Here is a 15,861-nt window from a genome sequence, read left to right on the forward strand (position 1 = left end):
GTCAGGCCCCGGCTCGGGGTCAGGCCCCGGATCGGTGACGCCCTGCGTAGAGAGCGCGTACATGTGGCCCGCCTCGGTAGGGAAGGAGACGTGGTTGGCGTCGATCTTGGTCAGCGCCAGCCGCTCCCCCGAACCCGAATGCCCGTCAATCACCACGGAGTTGAACTGGTCCGCCCCGTCGAAGAACAGCACGGCATCGCCACCGTTGTTGGAGGTCACCGTCGCGGTTGTCACCTTGCCCCCGGTCCAGGAGAAGTCGAGGTCGAAGTTGCCGCGAGCCTTCAGGCCCGACACGCTACCTTCGGCCCACGCCTTCGGCAGCGCCGGCAGCAGGTGGATGTAGTTGTGGTAGGCCACCCCATCCGCCTCGAAGGTCGAGTTCGACTGAGCGAGCATCTCGTTGATACCCGAAGTGTTGCCGAAGTTACCGTCAATCTGGAACGGCGGGTGCGCGTCGAACAGGTTGGGATACATCGCGCCCTTAAGCTGCTTGGTAATGAGCAGGTAGGCGCGGTCACCATCGCCGGTGCGCGCCCAAGAGTTGATGCGCTGGCCCACGCCCCAGCCGGTCGCGTCGTCGCCGCGCTGGTTGAGCGAGGTCTTCGCCGCGTCCATGAAGGTGGCGTTATCGACCGTGATGAGGTCGCCCGGGAACAGCCCGAGCATGTGGGACAGGTGGCGATGGCCCGCCTGGTAGCCCGCGATCGCGTTGCCGGCCTTGTCCTTGCCGAGGCCGCCCTCGAAGAACCACTCCTTGATCTGCCCGTCGTCGCCCACCTCAATCGGCTTGAGTAGGCTCTGCGCACACGACCACGAGCGGTTGGCGTCCGCCACAAACGCGCCGGAATCGTCCTTGCGCCAGTTGTCCACCGAGCACTGGCCGTCCGCACTCGCCAGGTCAGAGTCGACGCCGAGCACCGCCGCGGACTCCTGGGCGTCCTGCAACAGCTGCCACACCAGCGAGCTTTCGTAGGTGTTGCCATCGGTGCCAAGCGGTCCGTGCTCCGGCGAGTAGGCCACGCCAGTGGTCAGGCGGGCTTCGCCGTCGGCGGCGTCAGTGTTGCCTTTCTTGAGCATGTAGTTGACGTAGAAGTTGGCCTCTTCCTTCAGCAGTGGATAGATGCGCTCGGCGAGGATCGCCTCATCGCCCGTGTACTCGTAGTACTCGTAGACGTTTTGCAGGATCCACGGCACCGCCGCCGGGCTCCAGCCCCAGGAGAACGCCGCACCCGGAGTGGTCCAGCCATAGGCCGTGTTCTCGGTATGGGCCATAAAGCCGGCACCCTCGCCGATCTTTGTTCCGGCCTGCGTCTGAGCGCCCGCGTACACGTGCGCCGTCACGCGGCCCGGTTCCACCAGGCCCTCCACGTAGTCAATGAGCGGCAGGGCTGATTGCTCCAGGCTGGAGGAGTATGTGGGCCAATAGTTCATTTGCAGGTTGACGTTGAGGTGGAAGTCGGCGCCCCAGGGGGTGCGGCCGTGGGCGTTGTCATCGGCTGTGGAGGACCAGATGCCCTGCAGGTTGGAGGGCAACTGGCTGTCCTCGCGCGACGAGGCCACCGTGAGGTAACGCCCGTAGTTGTAGACCAGGGTCTCGAGCGTACGCTGGTCGGCCTCGCTCGCCGTGCCCTGCTTGTAGGCGTTGAGGAGCTCGTCGGTAGGCTTGGCGCCCTCGCCGAAGGTGGCCGCCTGGCCGAGGTTCAGCTTGACCTTCCCGTAGAGCGCCTCGTGGTCAGCGACGTGAGCCGCCCGGACGGCGTCGTAACCCTTGGCGGCGGCCGCGTTCACGACGTCGGCCAGGCGCGTGTCGAGCTGCTGTGCGGTCTCGCCGGTGCGGTACGCGGGGTAGCTCGCCTGGTAGTCGGTGCCGGCAGCCAAGTACAGCGTGACCTCGCTGGCGTTGGCAATGGTCAGCGCGTCGCCTGCATCGGACGCCGCGACCGTGGCACCCTCGCCCTCAACAACGGCCCGGATCTTCGCGTTGTAGAGTAGCCCGTTGTTGCCGAGAGCGCCCGAGGAGGTAAGAGTGTCGCCGTCGATCACGACCTGCGCGCCCGACTTGCTCCAGCCGCTATTGAGCGGGAGGGCCACGTCGAAATTAAGCGCATCCTTGCCCACAGACGTCAAGTGGGCGACCATCACGTCATCAGGGTTGGAGACGAAGTAGTCGCGCATGTAGTCGGTGCCGTCGTAGTGGAAGTGGACGTTTGCCACACCAGTCGTCAGGTCGAGGGAGCGTTGGAAGAGGAAGACCGGGGCGTCCTCGGGGCTGTCCGAGGTGATCGTGAGGTCGCCCCAGTTCTGGAAGGACCCCTGCAGGGCGGCGTCGAATCCGCCGATCAGGCTGTTGGTGTTGGCCACAGTTGCCGCACCGCCGTCGAGCTCACGGTTGAGTTCGCGTAGCGCCGCGCCGTAGCGTCCGCGGCTGACCTCGTTGCCGCCCGTGTAGGTGTGCCCCTCGGCGGGGCCACCCGTCCACAGGGTCTCCTCGTTGAAGGTGATCCTTTCGGTGCCGACCTCGCCCCAGACCGTTCCGCCGACCTTACCGTTGCCGATCGGGAGGGTGGTGCGTTGCCAGCGGTCGTCCTTGCCGCCCGCCCGGAGCGGGTTGCCCGTGCCGACCGAGCCCATCGGGGTTGCCGACGCGGGCTGGCTGTACCACAGGACGTCGTCACCGGCCATCGCCGCCACCTGCTCATCCCAGGCGCGCGGGCCCTCGGGCGCCTGAGGCTCGGGTGCCTCCGGCTCGAACTCCGAAGTGACACTCAGGGTCGGCGCGTCCGCCGCCGTCAGCCCACCCAGCGCGCTGACGCCTTCGGTGGAAGCGAAGCGCATCTCCATGCCCTTCGTCTCCCCCAGCACGAAGGTCAGCTGACGATCGCCGGCCTCATAAGCCGCGCGCACCATCGCCGTGACGTCGATCGTCACCGCCCTGCGCTTGTCCGCCGCGATCGTCATACTGTCCGAGGTGTAGCGGTCGGCTGCGGCGACCGGGAAGTCGGCGGCGAAGGCGACGTCGTCGGTGGTGAGAGTGAAATCCGGGCGGGTTGCCCACGTCGACACGCCGGTGTCGCAACTGGCGGCGCCGTTGGTGCAGGTGTCGGTGTCAACCAGCGCGACGCCGACCTGCGCCTGCTCCGTACCCTGCAGGTTGTTCACGACGTGCCCAATGTACGTCAGCTGGAGCGTCGCCTCCTCCGGTGCCGCGGTGAGAGAGCTCAGGTCGAAGGAGATCATGCCCATCTTCGCGTCGGTGTAGTCCGAGGTGTCGGCGGAGACGAAGCCCTCACCGAACAGGCCGTAGGGCTGGTCGGGACTGGATATTCCCCCGCTGGTCGGGTGCAACGTGCCGATGTAAGGCTTGCCGACGTTCGACTGCGTCTTCTCCGACGCCCACGCTTGCAACGTGGTGTCCGCGCTCGCCGGGAGATCCTTCTGGGAGGTGTCAGCGAGGGCGGGTATGCTCCCAGCACTCAGCGTTAAGGCGAGAACAGCCGCTGCGGCAATACGATTTTTCATACGCATAAGGCGTCCAAAGCTCCTTTGCTTAGATCTTGCCTAGTATGTGTACACGCCCACACTAGTGAAACCGTGTGTTTCCTGCCACCATTTTTCACAGTCTGCCAGGGGTACTGGTCCGTGCTCACACCCCTTCCGTCAGGGCGTTAGGCTCGGATACTACTGCCGTAACACTTCAAGTAGCCGGGTGAGCGCAGTGTCTAGCTTCTCCTGCTCCTCGGCAGTGAATGTGGACGAGAGGACCTGGTGGACGACGTCGTCGACGATCTGACGCGCCTCATCGTGAGCCCGGCGCCCCCGGTCGGTGACTGACAAGACGTTGACGCGCCGGTCGGCGCTACCCGGCACTCGCTCCACGTAACCTTTCGTGACGAGCTTGTCGATGACCTTGCTGATCCCGCCGGTGGTGATGTCGAGCGCGGAGGCAACCCACCGCGCAGGGCATGAGGTGGAAGTCATTGATCTGGCGTCCGAAGAGTTCGATCCGGCGCTTCGTTTCGGTTACCGACAACGCATGCATGAAGAAGCCTGCACTAAGACGCGGCAGGAGCTCCTGCAAAGGTGCGATCAAGCGGCACTCGCATTTCCCGTCTGGTGGGCGGGCGAACCCTCACTGCTCAAAGGCTGGTTCGATCGAGTTCTGACACCAGGCAATGCCTACCGCTATCTTTCGGGAAACTCGTTCACAATGGTTGCTCACCGGGCGTAGCACAACGCTGATCGCCACCAGCCACGCGCCCGCCTGGTATGCGCGCCTCCACCCGGCGAACCCGATCTCCCGCATCGCGCGGCACATCCTCGGCAACTGTGGCATCAAGGTCACGCAGCGCCTCACCTTCGGCTGAATGGACGGCAAGAACGCTACCCCTGACAACCTCCGAAGGTTCATCGCACGGGTGGAGAAGCCCGCCCACGAACTCTAGGAAATCGCCCTCGATGGGCTTGCCCGCACGTTGTTGACGCCTCGGCAGGGTGGCGCGCCTAAATCACCAACCGAATCATCCTAGATCAGGAACGCCAGCACACCTACGACCGCGGCGACGATCAAGAAAACCAGCGCAGCAACACCATAACCGCCGACGCTTGCCGCGGAGACTTTCGTCGGGTTTGCCGGGTTGTAACGTAACGCCACCTCGTCGCCGACTTCGATCTTCGGCCGTCGTCGGAAATCCGCGTTGGCGACGTGTGCCTTGTCGTCGTCGACAATGCGGAAAACAGGCCGCCACACCTTCTGACCGTCGCTAGAGACCTCTTCGATGTTGCGGATCACCGGGAGGACTACCTGCTTCCACCTGCGCGCACGTAGAAAGAGCCCGGCGAAGATCAGGCCGAAGGCAGCGAAAATGACTGCCGATACGATCAATACCCAGAACAAGGCACCCCCTTCGTTGGCCATTTTAGAGGAGGCCGCGGGAGTCGATGGGAGATAATCGCGCCCTGCGACAGGAATTCACCCGAGGTTCGCCTTCGCCGCTTAGCTTGAACGCAACAGAACGCGCGAAGCGATCCACAGCGGGTCGGAACAAGGAAGTGAACTGTAGCGAATGCGGATCCTGACACACGACAACTCAATTCAGCCACCAGGAGAGACATGGGCCTTTTCGGACGACGTAAGAAAAAGCAAGAACAGCAAGAGCCGCAAAAGTCAGCAGCCTATCTTGCACGACAAGCAGAGATTCAGAACCTCATCGCTGCAGAACCCGAAGCGATCGCTGTCGACGGGATTGAGCTGGCAAAGCCGTCCGCGCCATCGACCCGACGCGGTTTTCTGGATTGTACCAAAGATTGATCTAGCCACATCTGCACCCTTGCTGTGTTGGAGAGAGTAACCCTATCTGCACCCTAGGGGGCCAAAAAACACCATACCAGACCAAAAAAGACCACAAAACAAAACGGGCACTTTTCCGCACCACAGCAACGAAAACCCCGCCAGATCAACGATCCGGCGGGGTGCCATGTGGAGATGGGGAGAATTGAACTCCCGTCCGACGATGCAAAACCCAAGACTTCTCCGGGTGCAGTCTGCTTTGCGTTGTTTTCAGCTCCAGCACTCACGCAGACAAGTTGCTGACGAGCATAGTTACCTAGTGTCGGCCAGCACCCGGTAACCCAGTGCCGACCCAGTGGCTTTCAAAAACGACGCCAGAATTCTCACGTGAAAGCACCGTGAGGCTGACGGACTTCCTTAAGTGCGCTCGCGCTTAGGCAGCGAGGGCGAAGTCGGACTTCTGCTTGTTGGCAGTTATTGTTTGCAGAGAGTCGTTAAAGAGATGACTCTGCATCCTCTACCCGCTTCCCTTCGGCAGTCATCGCCGTCGAAACCGATCATCCCCTTATTCAGTTGTCAACCAACTACGCCCGAAGGCGTTCGCCCATTCTACAACGACGCCGACGCCGCGTCTACCCCTGTCCCTCCCGGCTCAACCACCTCGGCTCACACCCCGCCGCACCCAGCCGGACCACTAGACTGTCACCATGACGATTACCACGCCCACCACGATCGAACCCGGCGACAGGGTCGCCCTGCTCTCCCCCGCCTGGGCGGCGCCGGCCTACTTCCCGGACATTCACGCGCAGGCAGTTGCGCGCGTGGAGCGGCTGCTCGACGTCGTCGTCGTGGAGTACCCCACCACGCGGAAAATGGGGGCGACGCCGGAGGAGCGCGCCGCGGACGTCAATGCCGCGTTCGCCGACCCCGACATCCGCGCGATCCTCACCACCGTGGGCGGCAATGACGAGATCCGCGTCATCCGCCACCTCGACCCGGCGCTCGCCCAGGCCGACCCCAAGCCGTTCTTCGGCTACTCGGACAACACGAACATCCTTAACTGGCTATGGTCGCACGGCGTGGGCGGCTATTACGGCGGCGCCACCCAGGTGCACTTCGGGCCAGGCACGCTGGTCGACGCCGAGCACCTCATCACCCTGCGCGCCGCGCTTTTCGGCCGCGGTGACACCGTCCTGCCCACCACCACCGATTCCCAGGACCACGGCTACGACTGGTCCAGCCCCGAGACCCTCATCGAGGATTCCCCGCGCGGCCCGGCCCGCCGGATCGAGTTCATCGGTAGCGACGACGCCGTGCGCGGGCACACGTGGGGCGGGTGCCTGGAGGTCATTGACGAGCTCGGGCTCGCCGGCCGCCTGCCAGAGGTGGACGATCTCGAAGGCGCGATCCTCATCTTCGAAAACTCCGAGCGGGTGACGCCCGCGGATATCGTGGGCGACTGGATCCGCGCACTCGGCGAGCGCGGCTACCTCGAGGCTGCGGCGGGCCTCATGTTCGCCCGGCCCGTGGTCGACGACCGGGACGCGCCCACCACCCCCGACGTGCTGGAGGCGCGCCACGACGCTTACGTCGAATATCTCCTGACACAGGTGGGCCGTTACCGCAAGGACCTGCTCGTGTGCCTCAACGTCCCGTTCGGGCACACGCGCCCGCAGCTCATCGTGCCCTACGGCGGCGAGGTCACACTCGACCCGGCGGCCGAGCAGGTCACAGCCCACTTCCCGCTCGCCGAGCGCTACCGGGTCGGCGGGGCAAGCTAGGCGGCGCCTGCGCCCGCCGTCGCCCCGGCGCTGCCTGGAGCAGTGCCCATCACCCGGCTCGGCGCGCCCTAAATGTAGTCGATGACATCCTTGATCGACGCGTGAACGTGGTTGGGACGATAGGGGAACTTGATGATGTCCTCCCGCTTGGTGGAGCCGGTGAGCACAAGGTGCGTGCACAGCCCCGTCTCCACGCCCGCCTGAATGTCGGTGTCCATCCGGTCGCCCACGATCGACGTCTCCTCTGAGTGCGCCCCGATCTTGTTCAGGCCGTTGCGCAGCATGATCGGGTTCGGTTTGCCCACGAAGAACGCGCTGCGCCCGGTTGCCTTCTCGATCATCGCGGCAACGGCGCCGGTGGCGGGCAGGTCGCCGTCGGCGGAGGGGCCCGTGGGGTCGGGGTTCGTGGCGATGAAGCGCACGCCCCTTTGGATGAGCCGGATCGCGGTGGTGATCATCTCGAACGAGTACGTGCGGGTCTCCCCCAGCACTACGAACTCCGGGTCCACCGACGTCATGACGAAGCCCTCTTCGTACAGCGCCGTGGTCAGCCCCGCCTCGCCCACCACGAACGCGCGCCGATTATCGGTCTGATTCGCCAGGAACTTCGCGGTGGCCAGGGCCGAGGTCCAGATCCGTTCCGGGGGCACCTGCAGGCCCGACGTCGCCAACCGCGCCGACAGGTCACGCGGGGTGAAAATCGAATTGTTCGTCAAGATCAGGTGCGGGATGTCCCGCTCCTCGAGCCGGTTCAGGAACTCTTTCGCGCCGTCCAGCGCGATCCCCTCATGAACAAGGACGCCGTCCATATCAATCAGCCATGCACTCATGCCCTAAGACAATCATGGATCACCGGCCGCCGACTACCGCAAAGCCAACCTGCACGTTTGTGCCACGCCTTGCCGAAAGGTGACCCAACGACGTCGTTCGCGGGCGTGCGCCATCAGCGCCAGTTCCTCGGGCACTCACGACGCCGTTCCCGGGCTCACGCCTAACGCGCCCGCTTGCGCGCCTCCGACACGGCCCGCTCGGCCTCACGCTGATCTTGCTTGCGGCGCAGCGTCTCACGCTTGTCCCACTCCTGCTTACCGCGGGCGAGGCCGATCTCCACCTTCGCGCGGCCACGGATGAAGTACAGCTCGAGCGGCACCACCGTGGTGCCCTTTTCCTTGACCTTAACGGCGAGCGCACGCAGCTCGTCCTTGTGCAGGAGGAGCTTGCGCTTCTGGGTGGGCGCATGGTTGGTCCAACCGCCCGTCGACCACGCGGGGATATTTGCCCCGACCAGCCAGGCCTCGCCGCGCCGATCGAAGTCGATCCACGCTTCCATGAGGGAGGCTCGCCCGGCGCGCAACGCCTTGACCTCCGTGCCCGCGAGCACAAGCCCGGCTTCGTAGGTCTTGTCAATGAAATAGTCGTGGTGGGCCTTCTTGTTGCGCGCCACCACCTGCTTCGCGTCCGCGGCCTCCTTCGCCTTTTGGGCAGGGGTCAGCTTGCCGCTGTCCTTCTTCCAGGCCTTTGGCATCGCTCATCCCTCCCTTGACGTGACCATATAGCTTAACGCCGAGAAACGGGCGTTCGCAAGATTAGGCCCAGCGGCGGGTAAAGGATGCGAAGTTCATCGGGTCAACAACCGTACCGTTCTTCCACACCTCGAAGTGAACGTGGCACGCGGTGACCAGGCCGGTCTGACCCGTCCACCCGATCACGTCGCCCTGGTTCACGCTCTGCCCCACCCGGACGTTGAACGCCGAGAGGTGGTTGGTGACCGTCACGTAGGAGTTGCCTCCCACCACGCCGTGGTTGATGTAGATCTGGTTGCCGTGCGTGCCGTTACCGGCAGCCGGGATGACAGCCGAGACGACGCCGTCGGCGGGCGCGGTCTGTGCCTCGCCACACCGGGAACGCAGGTCCACGCCGTTGTGCATCCACGTGCCACCGAACGGGTAGACGCGCATGCCGAACGGCGAGGTGACGTAGACGGGGGCGGGAACCGGTGGCTTGATCCAGCTACCCGAAGTCTGTCCGGAGTTATTCGGGGCGGACGGCGCCTGCTGCGAGGAACCGTTCCCCTGAGCCTGGGCCTGCGCCTTGGCGCGCTCTTCTTCAAGCTTACGCTTATTCTCCGCGTCGATCTGCGCGATGCGCTGGGCGGTCTGCTCGCTCTGGGTCTCGAGCGTGGCGAGCGAGGCCTGGTAGTTGGACTTCTTCTCCTCATAGTCAGCCGACTGAGCCACCAGGCTCGACTCCAGGTCCACGAGCTCGGCCTTGCGCGCATCAGCTTCGACCTTCTTCGAGGTCTGCGTATCAACCAGCTCCTCGGACTTGGCCTTCAGCTCCTCGATCTGGTCCTCCACCGCGTTCTGGCGGGACTCACGATTCTTTTCCTGCGCGGCCTTCTGCTGGAACTGCGCGAGCGACGCCGTCTGGGAGCGGCTCACGGCTGACTGCGCGCGGTACGCATTGGCGAAATCCTCGGCGGTGGCAGAGCCGACGAGCATCTCCATCGTGGAGGGCATCGTGTCGCCACGATAGGTAGCGCGGGCTAGCTCCCCCAGCGACTTGCGCGTGGCCTCCGCGTTCGCCTCGTTTTCCTTGATCTGGTCCTTGATCTGCGCAAGCTCCCCCTGGGCGGCATCCAGTAGCGCGGAGTTCGCTTCCAGCTCGCGCACGGCGGCGGCGAGCTCGGCCTCGGCGGTTTGCACGGCCTCCTCCGCGGCCGGGATCTTCCCGCGGGTCTCCTCCAGCTTGAGGTAGGCCTCCTGAAGGTTGACGTCGATGCCCTCCAGCTCGGACTGCAGGCGCTCCTTTTCGGCCTTCTGCTCCTGCTGCTGGTCCACCAGGTCGCTGCGCTCGTCGCCGAACGCGGGCACGACCAGCAGGGCTGACGCGGTCAGCGCGGCGGCGGCCACAGCTGAGGCGAGTTTACGCATGTTTCCTCCCTAGACCCGAGTGTAGCGGCGCAGAGCCAAGAACGAGGCGAAACCGGAGACCACGATCGCGCCGAGGATGAGCCACGGGGCGATGAGTAGCACATCGTGGCCCGTGATGATCCGTAGCCACGAGCCGGCGAACCAATCCTGAATGAAGTACTCCACTGCCGCCCACAGCGCCGCCACCGCGGCAAGCGAGCCCACGAGCGAGGCCAGCATGCCCTCGAGCACGAAGGGCGCCTGGATGAAACTGTTCGAGGCGCCAACGAATCGCATAATCTCGGTTTCGTTGCGGCGGAACATGGCCGACAGGCGGATAGTGGACGGGATGAGAAGCAACGCGGTGACGATCATGACGCCCGCTAGCGAACCGGCAATGAGTGTGAAACGGTTGAGCATCTTGAACAGCGGCTCGAGCTGCTCGCGCTGGTCGATGACGGCGTCGACACCGGGGCGCCCCTCGAGAGACTCGCGGACGACGTCGTACTCCTGCGGATCGACGAGCTTGACACGGAAGGACGCCTGCATCTGCTCGGGGTCAACCGTGTCCACCCACACACTGTCCTTGAGGTACTCGCGGAAGTTCTTGTAGGCCTCTTCCTTCGTCTCGAAGTAGACCTCGTCCACGTAGTCGGCCATCTCGGGCGAATGAAGGAAATCGTTAATCGCGTCGATCTGGTCCTGCGTGACCTCGCCGCCCGCGCACTGGGCCGTGTTCTGGTCCGGAGCACACAGGAAGGCCGAGACCTCCACCCGGTCATACCAGGCGGTCTTCGCGGACTCGATCTGATCCTGCAGCAGCACGGCCGAGCCGACGAAGAGGAGGGACACGAAGGTCACAAGCGTCACCGACGCCGACAGGGCGAAGTTCGCGCGCAGCCCCTTGAAAACCTGAGAAAAGATAAACCGTAGCCTCATGCCTGGCTCCCCCCGTAAACGCCGCGATCCTGATCGCGCACAACCTCGCCGTCAACCAACTCGATCACGCGCTTGCGCAACTGGTTAACGATCGCCTGATCGTGGGTGGCCATGACCACCGTGGTGCCCTGGCGGTTAATGCGGTCAAGGAGGCGCATGATGCCCAGCGCCGTCTTGTGGTCAAGGTTGCCGGTCGGCTCGTCGGCCAGCAGGAGCTCGGGGCGGTTGACCATCGCGCGCGCAATCGCCACGCGCTGCTTCTCTCCACCCGACAACTCGTGCATGCGCCGCTTCTCCTTGCCATCCAGGCCCACCAGCTCCAAAACCTGCGGGACCTCCTTAAGGATGGCGTGGCGCGGTTTGCCGATCACCTGCATCGCGAGCGCCACGTTGTCGAACACGTTCTTATCCTTTAGCAGGCGAAAGTCCTGGAAGACCGTGCCGATCTGGCGGCGCAGGAACGGCACCCGCCGTGAGGACACTCCCGACAGGTCCTTGCCGAGCACGTGAACTTTGCCCTCCGTGGGGCGCTCCTCGGCCAGGATAAGAGCCAGCATCGTCGACTTTCCCGAGCCCGAGGCACCGACCAGGAAGACGAACTCGCCGCGGTCGATGTTGAGGCTAACGGAGTCGAGCGCGGGAGCCGCGCCTCGCTGATAAACCTTCGTGACGTTTTCAAATGTGATCATAAATGGCGCCAAATCCTTGCAGTCATGGTCGTCACTAGCTTAGGAGCCGGGCTTTTGCGACCCGGGAAGGCGCGCCGACGTGGCGAGGATTACTCCGCCTCCCCCGCCTGGCGCCAGCGGATCCCGGCGTCGATAAAGCCGTCGAGGTCGCCGTCGAACACCGCGTCTGTGTTGCCCACCTCGTGGCCCGTGCGCAGGTCCTTGACCATCTGGTACGGGTGCAGCACGTAGGAGCGCATTTGGTCACCCCAGGAGGCCTTGACGTCGCCCGCCAGCTCCTTCTTCTTCGCTTGCTCCTCCTCGTGGCGCCTTTGTAGCAGCTTGGACTGGAGCACGCGCAAGGCCGCGGCGCGGTTTTGGATCTGCGACTTTTCGTCCTGCATCGAGACCGTGATACCGGTGGGAATGTGGGTCATGCGCACGGCTGAATCCGTGGTGTTCACGGACTGCCCGCCCGGGCCCGAGGAGCGGAACACGTCCACCCTGAGCTCCGATTCCGGGATCTCGATCGAATCGGTGGTCTCGATGAGCGGGATGACCTCCACCGCCGCGAACGAGGTCTGGCGCCTGCCCTGGTTGTCGAACGGCGAAATGCGCACCAGCCGGTGCGTTCCCGCCTCCACCGACAGCGTGCCGTAGGCGTAGGGGGCGTTGACCTCGAACGTGGTGGACTTGATCCCCGCCTCTTCGGCATACGAGGTGTCCATCACCTTCGACTTGTAGCCGTGACGCTCGGCCCAGCGCAGGTACATGCGCTGCAGCATCTGGGCGAAGTCCGCCGCGTCCACGCCGCCCGCACCGGAGCGGATGGTGATGACCGCGTCGCGATCGTCATACTCCCCGCTCAGCAACGTCTTGATCTCCATGTCCGACAGGTCCTTGGAGATCTTCGCGATCTCGGCCTCAAGCTCAGCGTAGAGCTCCTTGCCCGATTCGAGGTCCGACTCGGATTCCTCCACCGCCATCTCGTACAGGGTCTCCGCGTCCACGACCCGCTCCCCCATCTTCTCCACGCGCTCCAGGCGCGACTGGGCGTGCGAGAGTTTGGAAGTAACAGCCTGCGCGGCGTCGGGATCGTCCCACAGGTCGGGCGCCGTGGACTTCTCCGTCAGCTCCGCGATCGTGTTCTTGAGCGCGGGCACGTCGCTGACCGCCTCAATCTGGTCAAAAGTCCGGCGCAGTCTGTCGAGTTCTTGCTGATAATCAATGGCCACGGCGCCAAGTCTACGGCATTTGCCGCAGCCGAGCCGTGGAGGTGACCGTGAGTTCGACTTCGTCCACGGCGCTCGCAAACTGCGGCATGAACGGGATCCGCGCCCGCCCGGTCAGCTCCACAACGACGGCGTCGTCCGCCACCCGCGTTCGAAATCTCACCTCGCGCCCGTCCACGGTCAGCGCGCCGGACGCCGGCGGGGCGGGCGTGAGGCTGAGGGCGGGGCCCGAATAGTAGGTGGCATCCGAGATGTCCTGGGCGAGCTCGAGGGCGAGGGAGTCGGCGGCATTGAGCATGTCGCGGCGCACACCGTAGACGTGGATGACCGAGGCCAGGATGAGGATGAGCGAGATGACAACCACCCACACGCCCAGGCCGAGCACGATGAGGTTGCCGTCTTCGGCGCGCTCGCGGGGCTGGCAGAGTTTGCGGGACGTCATGGCCGTACCACCCGGTACTGGTCAACCACCATCGCCTGCTCGCCCGTGAGCGTGATCGCGCCGACGATGGGCACGGTGACCGTGGCCGAGGCCCGGGCCGTGACGGTGGCGCCGGGGCTGAGGCACGGGCTCGCGCTGCAGGCGAAGTTGAGGTCGAGTTGCTCGTCCATCCCCCGGTCCGTCCAGGCCTTACTCGCAGCTTCCCGCCCGCGTGCCTCTCCCGAGTACACCGATTCGGCCCGCACGTAGGCGCGCGCAGACTGGCGGGCGGCATCCTCGAGGGCGAGCTGGACGGTCGTCGTCGTGGCAAGGCCCGTGAGAAGCGCGAGGGCGGGCACCACGATGACCACCATGACGCCCACGAACTCGACGATGGCGTTGCCGTCCTCGCCGCGGGGCTTATTCGCGCGCCACATGGGCCCTCACCTCGATCACGTGCTCTCCCAGGAAGCCGGCCCCGGGCACCGGCGCCGTCACCACCACCTCGATCCCGTCCGGCATCGCGGTGGCGGCGATGCCGCCGGCGTAGGCGGGACTGAGCGCTCCGGTGATGAGGTCGCGGGTGCGGGCTTCGGCCACCTCGGTCGAGTTCGCCGCGGCCCCCACGCGCGCACCTTCCATCGCCGCGTCGGTGGCGATGGCGTGGACGTACCAGCCAAGGCCCGCTGCGATGATGGTGTAGACCACCATGAGGAGCAGCCCCACGGAGGCCACGAAGCCGACCGTGGCGTTGCCCGCCTCAGATGTTGAGGACGCGCTCGATCGCATTGTTAAACAGGTCGGTCAGCGCCGGGCCGGCCACCGCCCAGATGAGGACCACGAGGGCTGCCGTCATGAGGGTGATCATCACCCAGCCAGGCACGTCACCCGCCTCCTCGCGGCGGTCGCTGGGCCACACTGCCTGGCGAACAAAGTGTCGAATCTTCATAGGGCGCTCCTTATGTTGTTGCGGACTTAGGTGAAACTCAGGGCGTAGAGGGCAGGGAAGACGGTGAAGACCACCGTGAGTGGCATGATGATGAACACCACCGGGATCATCATCGCGATCTCGGCCTTGCCTCCGGCCTCGAGCAGCTCGCGCCGGGCGGCGTCGCGGGCGTCGCGCGCCTGGGAGTGGAGGGAGCCAGCCAGGCCGCTGCCCTGCTCGAGGGAGGAGACGATCGCCTCCGCGAACCGGGCAACGTTGCGGTTGGCGGACCTGTTGCCCATGTCGGTCAGCGCCGCCGGCAGGGACTGGCCGGCGTGGACCTCACTCATCGTGCGCCGCAGCTCATCGACCATCTCGCCCGTGCCAATGAGACACACGCGCTCGATCGCCACCCGGATGGATTCGCCCGAGGCAACTGCGAGCGCGAGGATCTCCACCACGTCGGGCAGCTGGGCGGTGTAGGCGCGGCTGCGCTGGTCGACCTGGCGGCTCAGCGCCCAGTCCGCCCCGAGCACGCCGGCGGCCGTGAAGCAGGCGACTCCGACGATCGCGGCGGCCAGCGGGACGCCGCGGACCACGAGCGCGAAAGCGAGCAGGCACCCGGCTGCGAAACCTACCGATGCCCACTGGAACTGACGCACCCGGAAGTCCCCCACGGTCATAGCGCCGAGCATGTTGACGCGGCGCTCGACCGAGGAGGTGGTTGACCCGACGGCGTCGAGGAAGCTCGCAACGATGGCGGCGCGGCGCCGGGAGGGGCGCCGGGTGCGGGTGGCGACGTAGGGAAGGACCCGGTCGGCCAGCTGGGTGGGGCGGTACAAGACCGCGATTCCCACGAGGAGGACGCCGGCCACCAGGGCCGAACCCGCGAACGCGCTAAGCATGGCTCACCCCCGCGAAGATCCGTTCCTCCTCGGGCAGGCGGCCGAGCCTGAGCATGAGCCAGTAGGCAAGCACGGTGGCCACGAAGCCGGCCACGAGGATGAAAACGCCCACGGGCGTGGTGAACGCGTCGATCGCGCCGGGGCGGGTGGAAAAGAGAAGAAGCATGATCCAGGGCGCAACGGCGGCCAGCCGCGCCCCGTTGACCGTCCACGACTGGCGGGCTAGAAGCTCTCCACGGGCGCGGTTCTCCTCGCGCACGAGCGAGGCCAGGCTGGCCAGGGCGGCGGACAGGTCGCGCCCGCCAAGATCGTGTGCGAGGCGCAGCGACTCGAGGATCCGGTCCGTCATCGGGTCCGCCAGCACCTCCTTCAGCTCGTCGAGGGCCGGGTCGAGGCGACCGTCCGCGCGCAGGTGCTGGGCAAATTGGGTAAACGGAGGGCGCATGATCTCCGGCCCGCGCACGGCCAGCATCGCGAGCGATTCACCCACGGGCAGGCCCACGCGCACGCTCGCCACGATGTCGTCGATCACCTCTGGCCAGACCTCCCGAAGCTCTTCACGACGCCGGCGCTCGCGCGCTCCCCGCCACACGCCGGGCACGGCCGCACACATCACCGCGATCGGAATCGAGATGACGAGCGAGCTCGAGACCGCCGAGGCGAGCAGGAAGCTCCCCACTCCGGCCGCGAGCGCGGGCCACAGCGCCGGCCACAGGCCCGCCGGCACGGTGAGGGGGCGCGGCTGGCGGAAAGCGCTGGCGGCGAGGAAGACACCAAGGCCCATGACC

At 65.4% G+C, this 15,861-nt stretch carries 19 protein-coding genes and 1 other RNA gene; 4 read left to right on the forward strand and 16 right to left on the reverse strand.

Annotation, left to right across the window (positions count from 1 at the left end):
- Positions 1–3,519 (reverse strand): glycosyl hydrolase family 95 catalytic domain-containing protein (locus HMPREF3167_RS00720; protein ID WP_210382954.1); only part of this gene is annotated, 3,519 nt, incomplete at its 3' end.
- A 159-nt stretch (positions 3,520–3,678) separates the two neighbouring features.
- On the reverse strand, positions 3,679–3,978 hold the full coding sequence (locus tag HMPREF3167_RS00725; RefSeq protein ID WP_062613953.1) for a MarR family winged helix-turn-helix transcriptional regulator: 300 nt from the start codon (positions 3,976–3,978) through the stop codon (positions 3,679–3,681).
- On the opposite strand from HMPREF3167_RS00725, the gene HMPREF3167_RS09325 reads away from it, so the two are divergent.
- Together HMPREF3167_RS09325 and HMPREF3167_RS09750 are read left to right on the forward strand one after the other, a co-directional pair.
- A complete protein-coding gene (locus HMPREF3167_RS09325; RefSeq protein ID WP_160326883.1) occupies positions 3,968–4,228 on the forward strand; it encodes an NAD(P)H-dependent oxidoreductase in 261 nt (86 codons plus the stop codon). The two genes, HMPREF3167_RS00725 and HMPREF3167_RS09325, sit on opposite strands and share 11 nt — an antisense overlap.
- Positions 4,212–4,364 carry a hypothetical protein gene (locus HMPREF3167_RS09750; protein WP_160326882.1) on the forward strand — a complete coding sequence of 51 codons (153 nt, stop codon included), beginning with the start codon at positions 4,212–4,214 and terminating at the stop codon, positions 4,362–4,364. Before HMPREF3167_RS09325 ends, HMPREF3167_RS09750 begins: the two co-directional genes overlap by 17 nt.
- Before the next feature lie 158 nt (positions 4,365–4,522).
- Here the strand turns inward: HMPREF3167_RS09750 and HMPREF3167_RS00730 are convergent, their stop codons facing one another.
- Positions 4,523–4,894 carry a DUF3592 domain-containing protein gene (locus tag HMPREF3167_RS00730; protein WP_062613952.1) on the reverse strand — a complete coding sequence of 124 codons (372 nt, stop codon included), beginning with the start codon at positions 4,892–4,894 and terminating at the stop codon, positions 4,523–4,525.
- Between the two features lie 216 nt (positions 4,895–5,110).
- On the opposite strand from HMPREF3167_RS00730, the gene HMPREF3167_RS09565 reads away from it, so the two are divergent.
- The gene (locus tag HMPREF3167_RS09565) at positions 5,111–5,308 is read left to right on the forward strand and encodes a hypothetical protein (protein ID WP_148132132.1); all 198 of its coding nucleotides are present in this window, start codon (positions 5,111–5,113) and stop codon (positions 5,306–5,308) included.
- A 166-nt stretch (positions 5,309–5,474) separates the two neighbouring features.
- On the opposite strand, the gene ssrA is transcribed toward HMPREF3167_RS09565, so the two are convergent.
- Positions 5,475–5,852, reverse strand: a transfer-messenger RNA (tmRNA) gene (gene ssrA, locus HMPREF3167_RS00735).
- Positions 5,853–5,994: 142 nt separating this feature from the next.
- On the opposite strand from ssrA, the gene HMPREF3167_RS00740 reads away from it, so the two are divergent.
- Complete coding sequence (locus HMPREF3167_RS00740; RefSeq protein ID WP_070444909.1) at positions 5,995–7,068, forward strand: S66 family peptidase; 1,074 nt, start codon at positions 5,995–5,997, stop codon at positions 7,066–7,068.
- Positions 7,069–7,136: 68 nt separating this feature from the next.
- Here HMPREF3167_RS00740 and HMPREF3167_RS00745 read toward each other — a convergent pair whose 3' ends face one another.
- The 12 genes from HMPREF3167_RS00745 to HMPREF3167_RS00800 form a co-directional block, all read right to left on the reverse strand.
- Complete coding sequence (locus tag HMPREF3167_RS00745; RefSeq protein ID WP_062613950.1) at positions 7,137–7,898, reverse strand: HAD-IIA family hydrolase; 762 nt, start codon at positions 7,896–7,898, stop codon at positions 7,137–7,139.
- Positions 7,899–8,059: 161 nt separating this feature from the next.
- The gene (gene smpB, locus HMPREF3167_RS00750; protein ID WP_062613949.1) at positions 8,060–8,593 is read right to left on the reverse strand and encodes an SsrA-binding protein SmpB; all 534 of its coding nucleotides are present in this window, start codon (positions 8,591–8,593) and stop codon (positions 8,060–8,062) included.
- Between the two features lie 61 nt (positions 8,594–8,654).
- On the reverse strand, positions 8,655–10,001 hold the full coding sequence (locus HMPREF3167_RS00755; RefSeq protein WP_070444912.1) for a murein hydrolase activator EnvC family protein: 1,347 nt from the start codon (positions 9,999–10,001) through the stop codon (positions 8,655–8,657).
- A gap of 9 nt (positions 10,002–10,010) precedes the next feature.
- Positions 10,011–10,919 carry a permease-like cell division protein FtsX gene (gene ftsX / locus HMPREF3167_RS00760; protein ID WP_062613947.1) on the reverse strand — a complete coding sequence of 303 codons (909 nt, stop codon included), beginning with the start codon at positions 10,917–10,919 and terminating at the stop codon, positions 10,011–10,013.
- Complete coding sequence (gene ftsE, locus HMPREF3167_RS00765) at positions 10,916–11,608, reverse strand: cell division ATP-binding protein FtsE (RefSeq protein ID WP_062613946.1); 693 nt, start codon at positions 11,606–11,608, stop codon at positions 10,916–10,918. Before ftsE ends, ftsX begins: the two co-directional genes overlap by 4 nt.
- 89 nt (positions 11,609–11,697) lie before the next feature.
- Positions 11,698–12,822 carry a peptide chain release factor 2 gene (gene prfB, locus HMPREF3167_RS00770; RefSeq protein ID WP_062613945.1) on the reverse strand — a complete coding sequence of 375 codons (1,125 nt, stop codon included), beginning with the start codon at positions 12,820–12,822 and terminating at the stop codon, positions 11,698–11,700.
- Between the two features lie 10 nt (positions 12,823–12,832).
- Positions 12,833–13,261 carry a hypothetical protein gene (locus tag HMPREF3167_RS00775; RefSeq protein WP_062613944.1) on the reverse strand — a complete coding sequence of 143 codons (429 nt, stop codon included), beginning with the start codon at positions 13,259–13,261 and terminating at the stop codon, positions 12,833–12,835.
- The gene (locus tag HMPREF3167_RS00780) at positions 13,258–13,677 is read right to left on the reverse strand and encodes a hypothetical protein (protein ID WP_062613943.1); all 420 of its coding nucleotides are present in this window, start codon (positions 13,675–13,677) and stop codon (positions 13,258–13,260) included. The genes HMPREF3167_RS00775 and HMPREF3167_RS00780 overlap by 4 nt, the downstream gene beginning before the upstream one ends.
- On the reverse strand, positions 13,661–14,029 hold the full coding sequence (locus tag HMPREF3167_RS00785) for a TadE/TadG family type IV pilus assembly protein (RefSeq protein ID WP_068538462.1): 369 nt from the start codon (positions 14,027–14,029) through the stop codon (positions 13,661–13,663). Before HMPREF3167_RS00785 ends, HMPREF3167_RS00780 begins: the two co-directional genes overlap by 17 nt.
- Complete coding sequence (locus tag HMPREF3167_RS00790) at positions 14,001–14,189, reverse strand: hypothetical protein (protein ID WP_062613941.1); 189 nt, start codon at positions 14,187–14,189, stop codon at positions 14,001–14,003. Before HMPREF3167_RS00790 ends, HMPREF3167_RS00785 begins: the two co-directional genes overlap by 29 nt.
- 26 nt (positions 14,190–14,215) lie before the next feature.
- On the reverse strand, positions 14,216–15,073 hold the full coding sequence (locus HMPREF3167_RS00795; protein WP_068538463.1) for a type II secretion system F family protein: 858 nt from the start codon (positions 15,071–15,073) through the stop codon (positions 14,216–14,218).
- Positions 15,066–15,857 (reverse strand): type II secretion system F family protein, encoded by a 792-nt coding sequence (locus HMPREF3167_RS00800; protein WP_168160812.1) that lies wholly within the window; start codon positions 15,855–15,857, stop codon positions 15,066–15,068. The genes HMPREF3167_RS00795 and HMPREF3167_RS00800 overlap by 8 nt, the downstream gene beginning before the upstream one ends.
- Positions 15,858–15,861: the final 4 nt, after the last annotated feature.

Source organism: Trueperella sp. HMSC08B05, assembly GCF_001808405.1.
Lineage (GTDB): Bacteria > Actinomycetota > Actinomycetes > Actinomycetales > Actinomycetaceae > Trueperella > Trueperella bernardiae.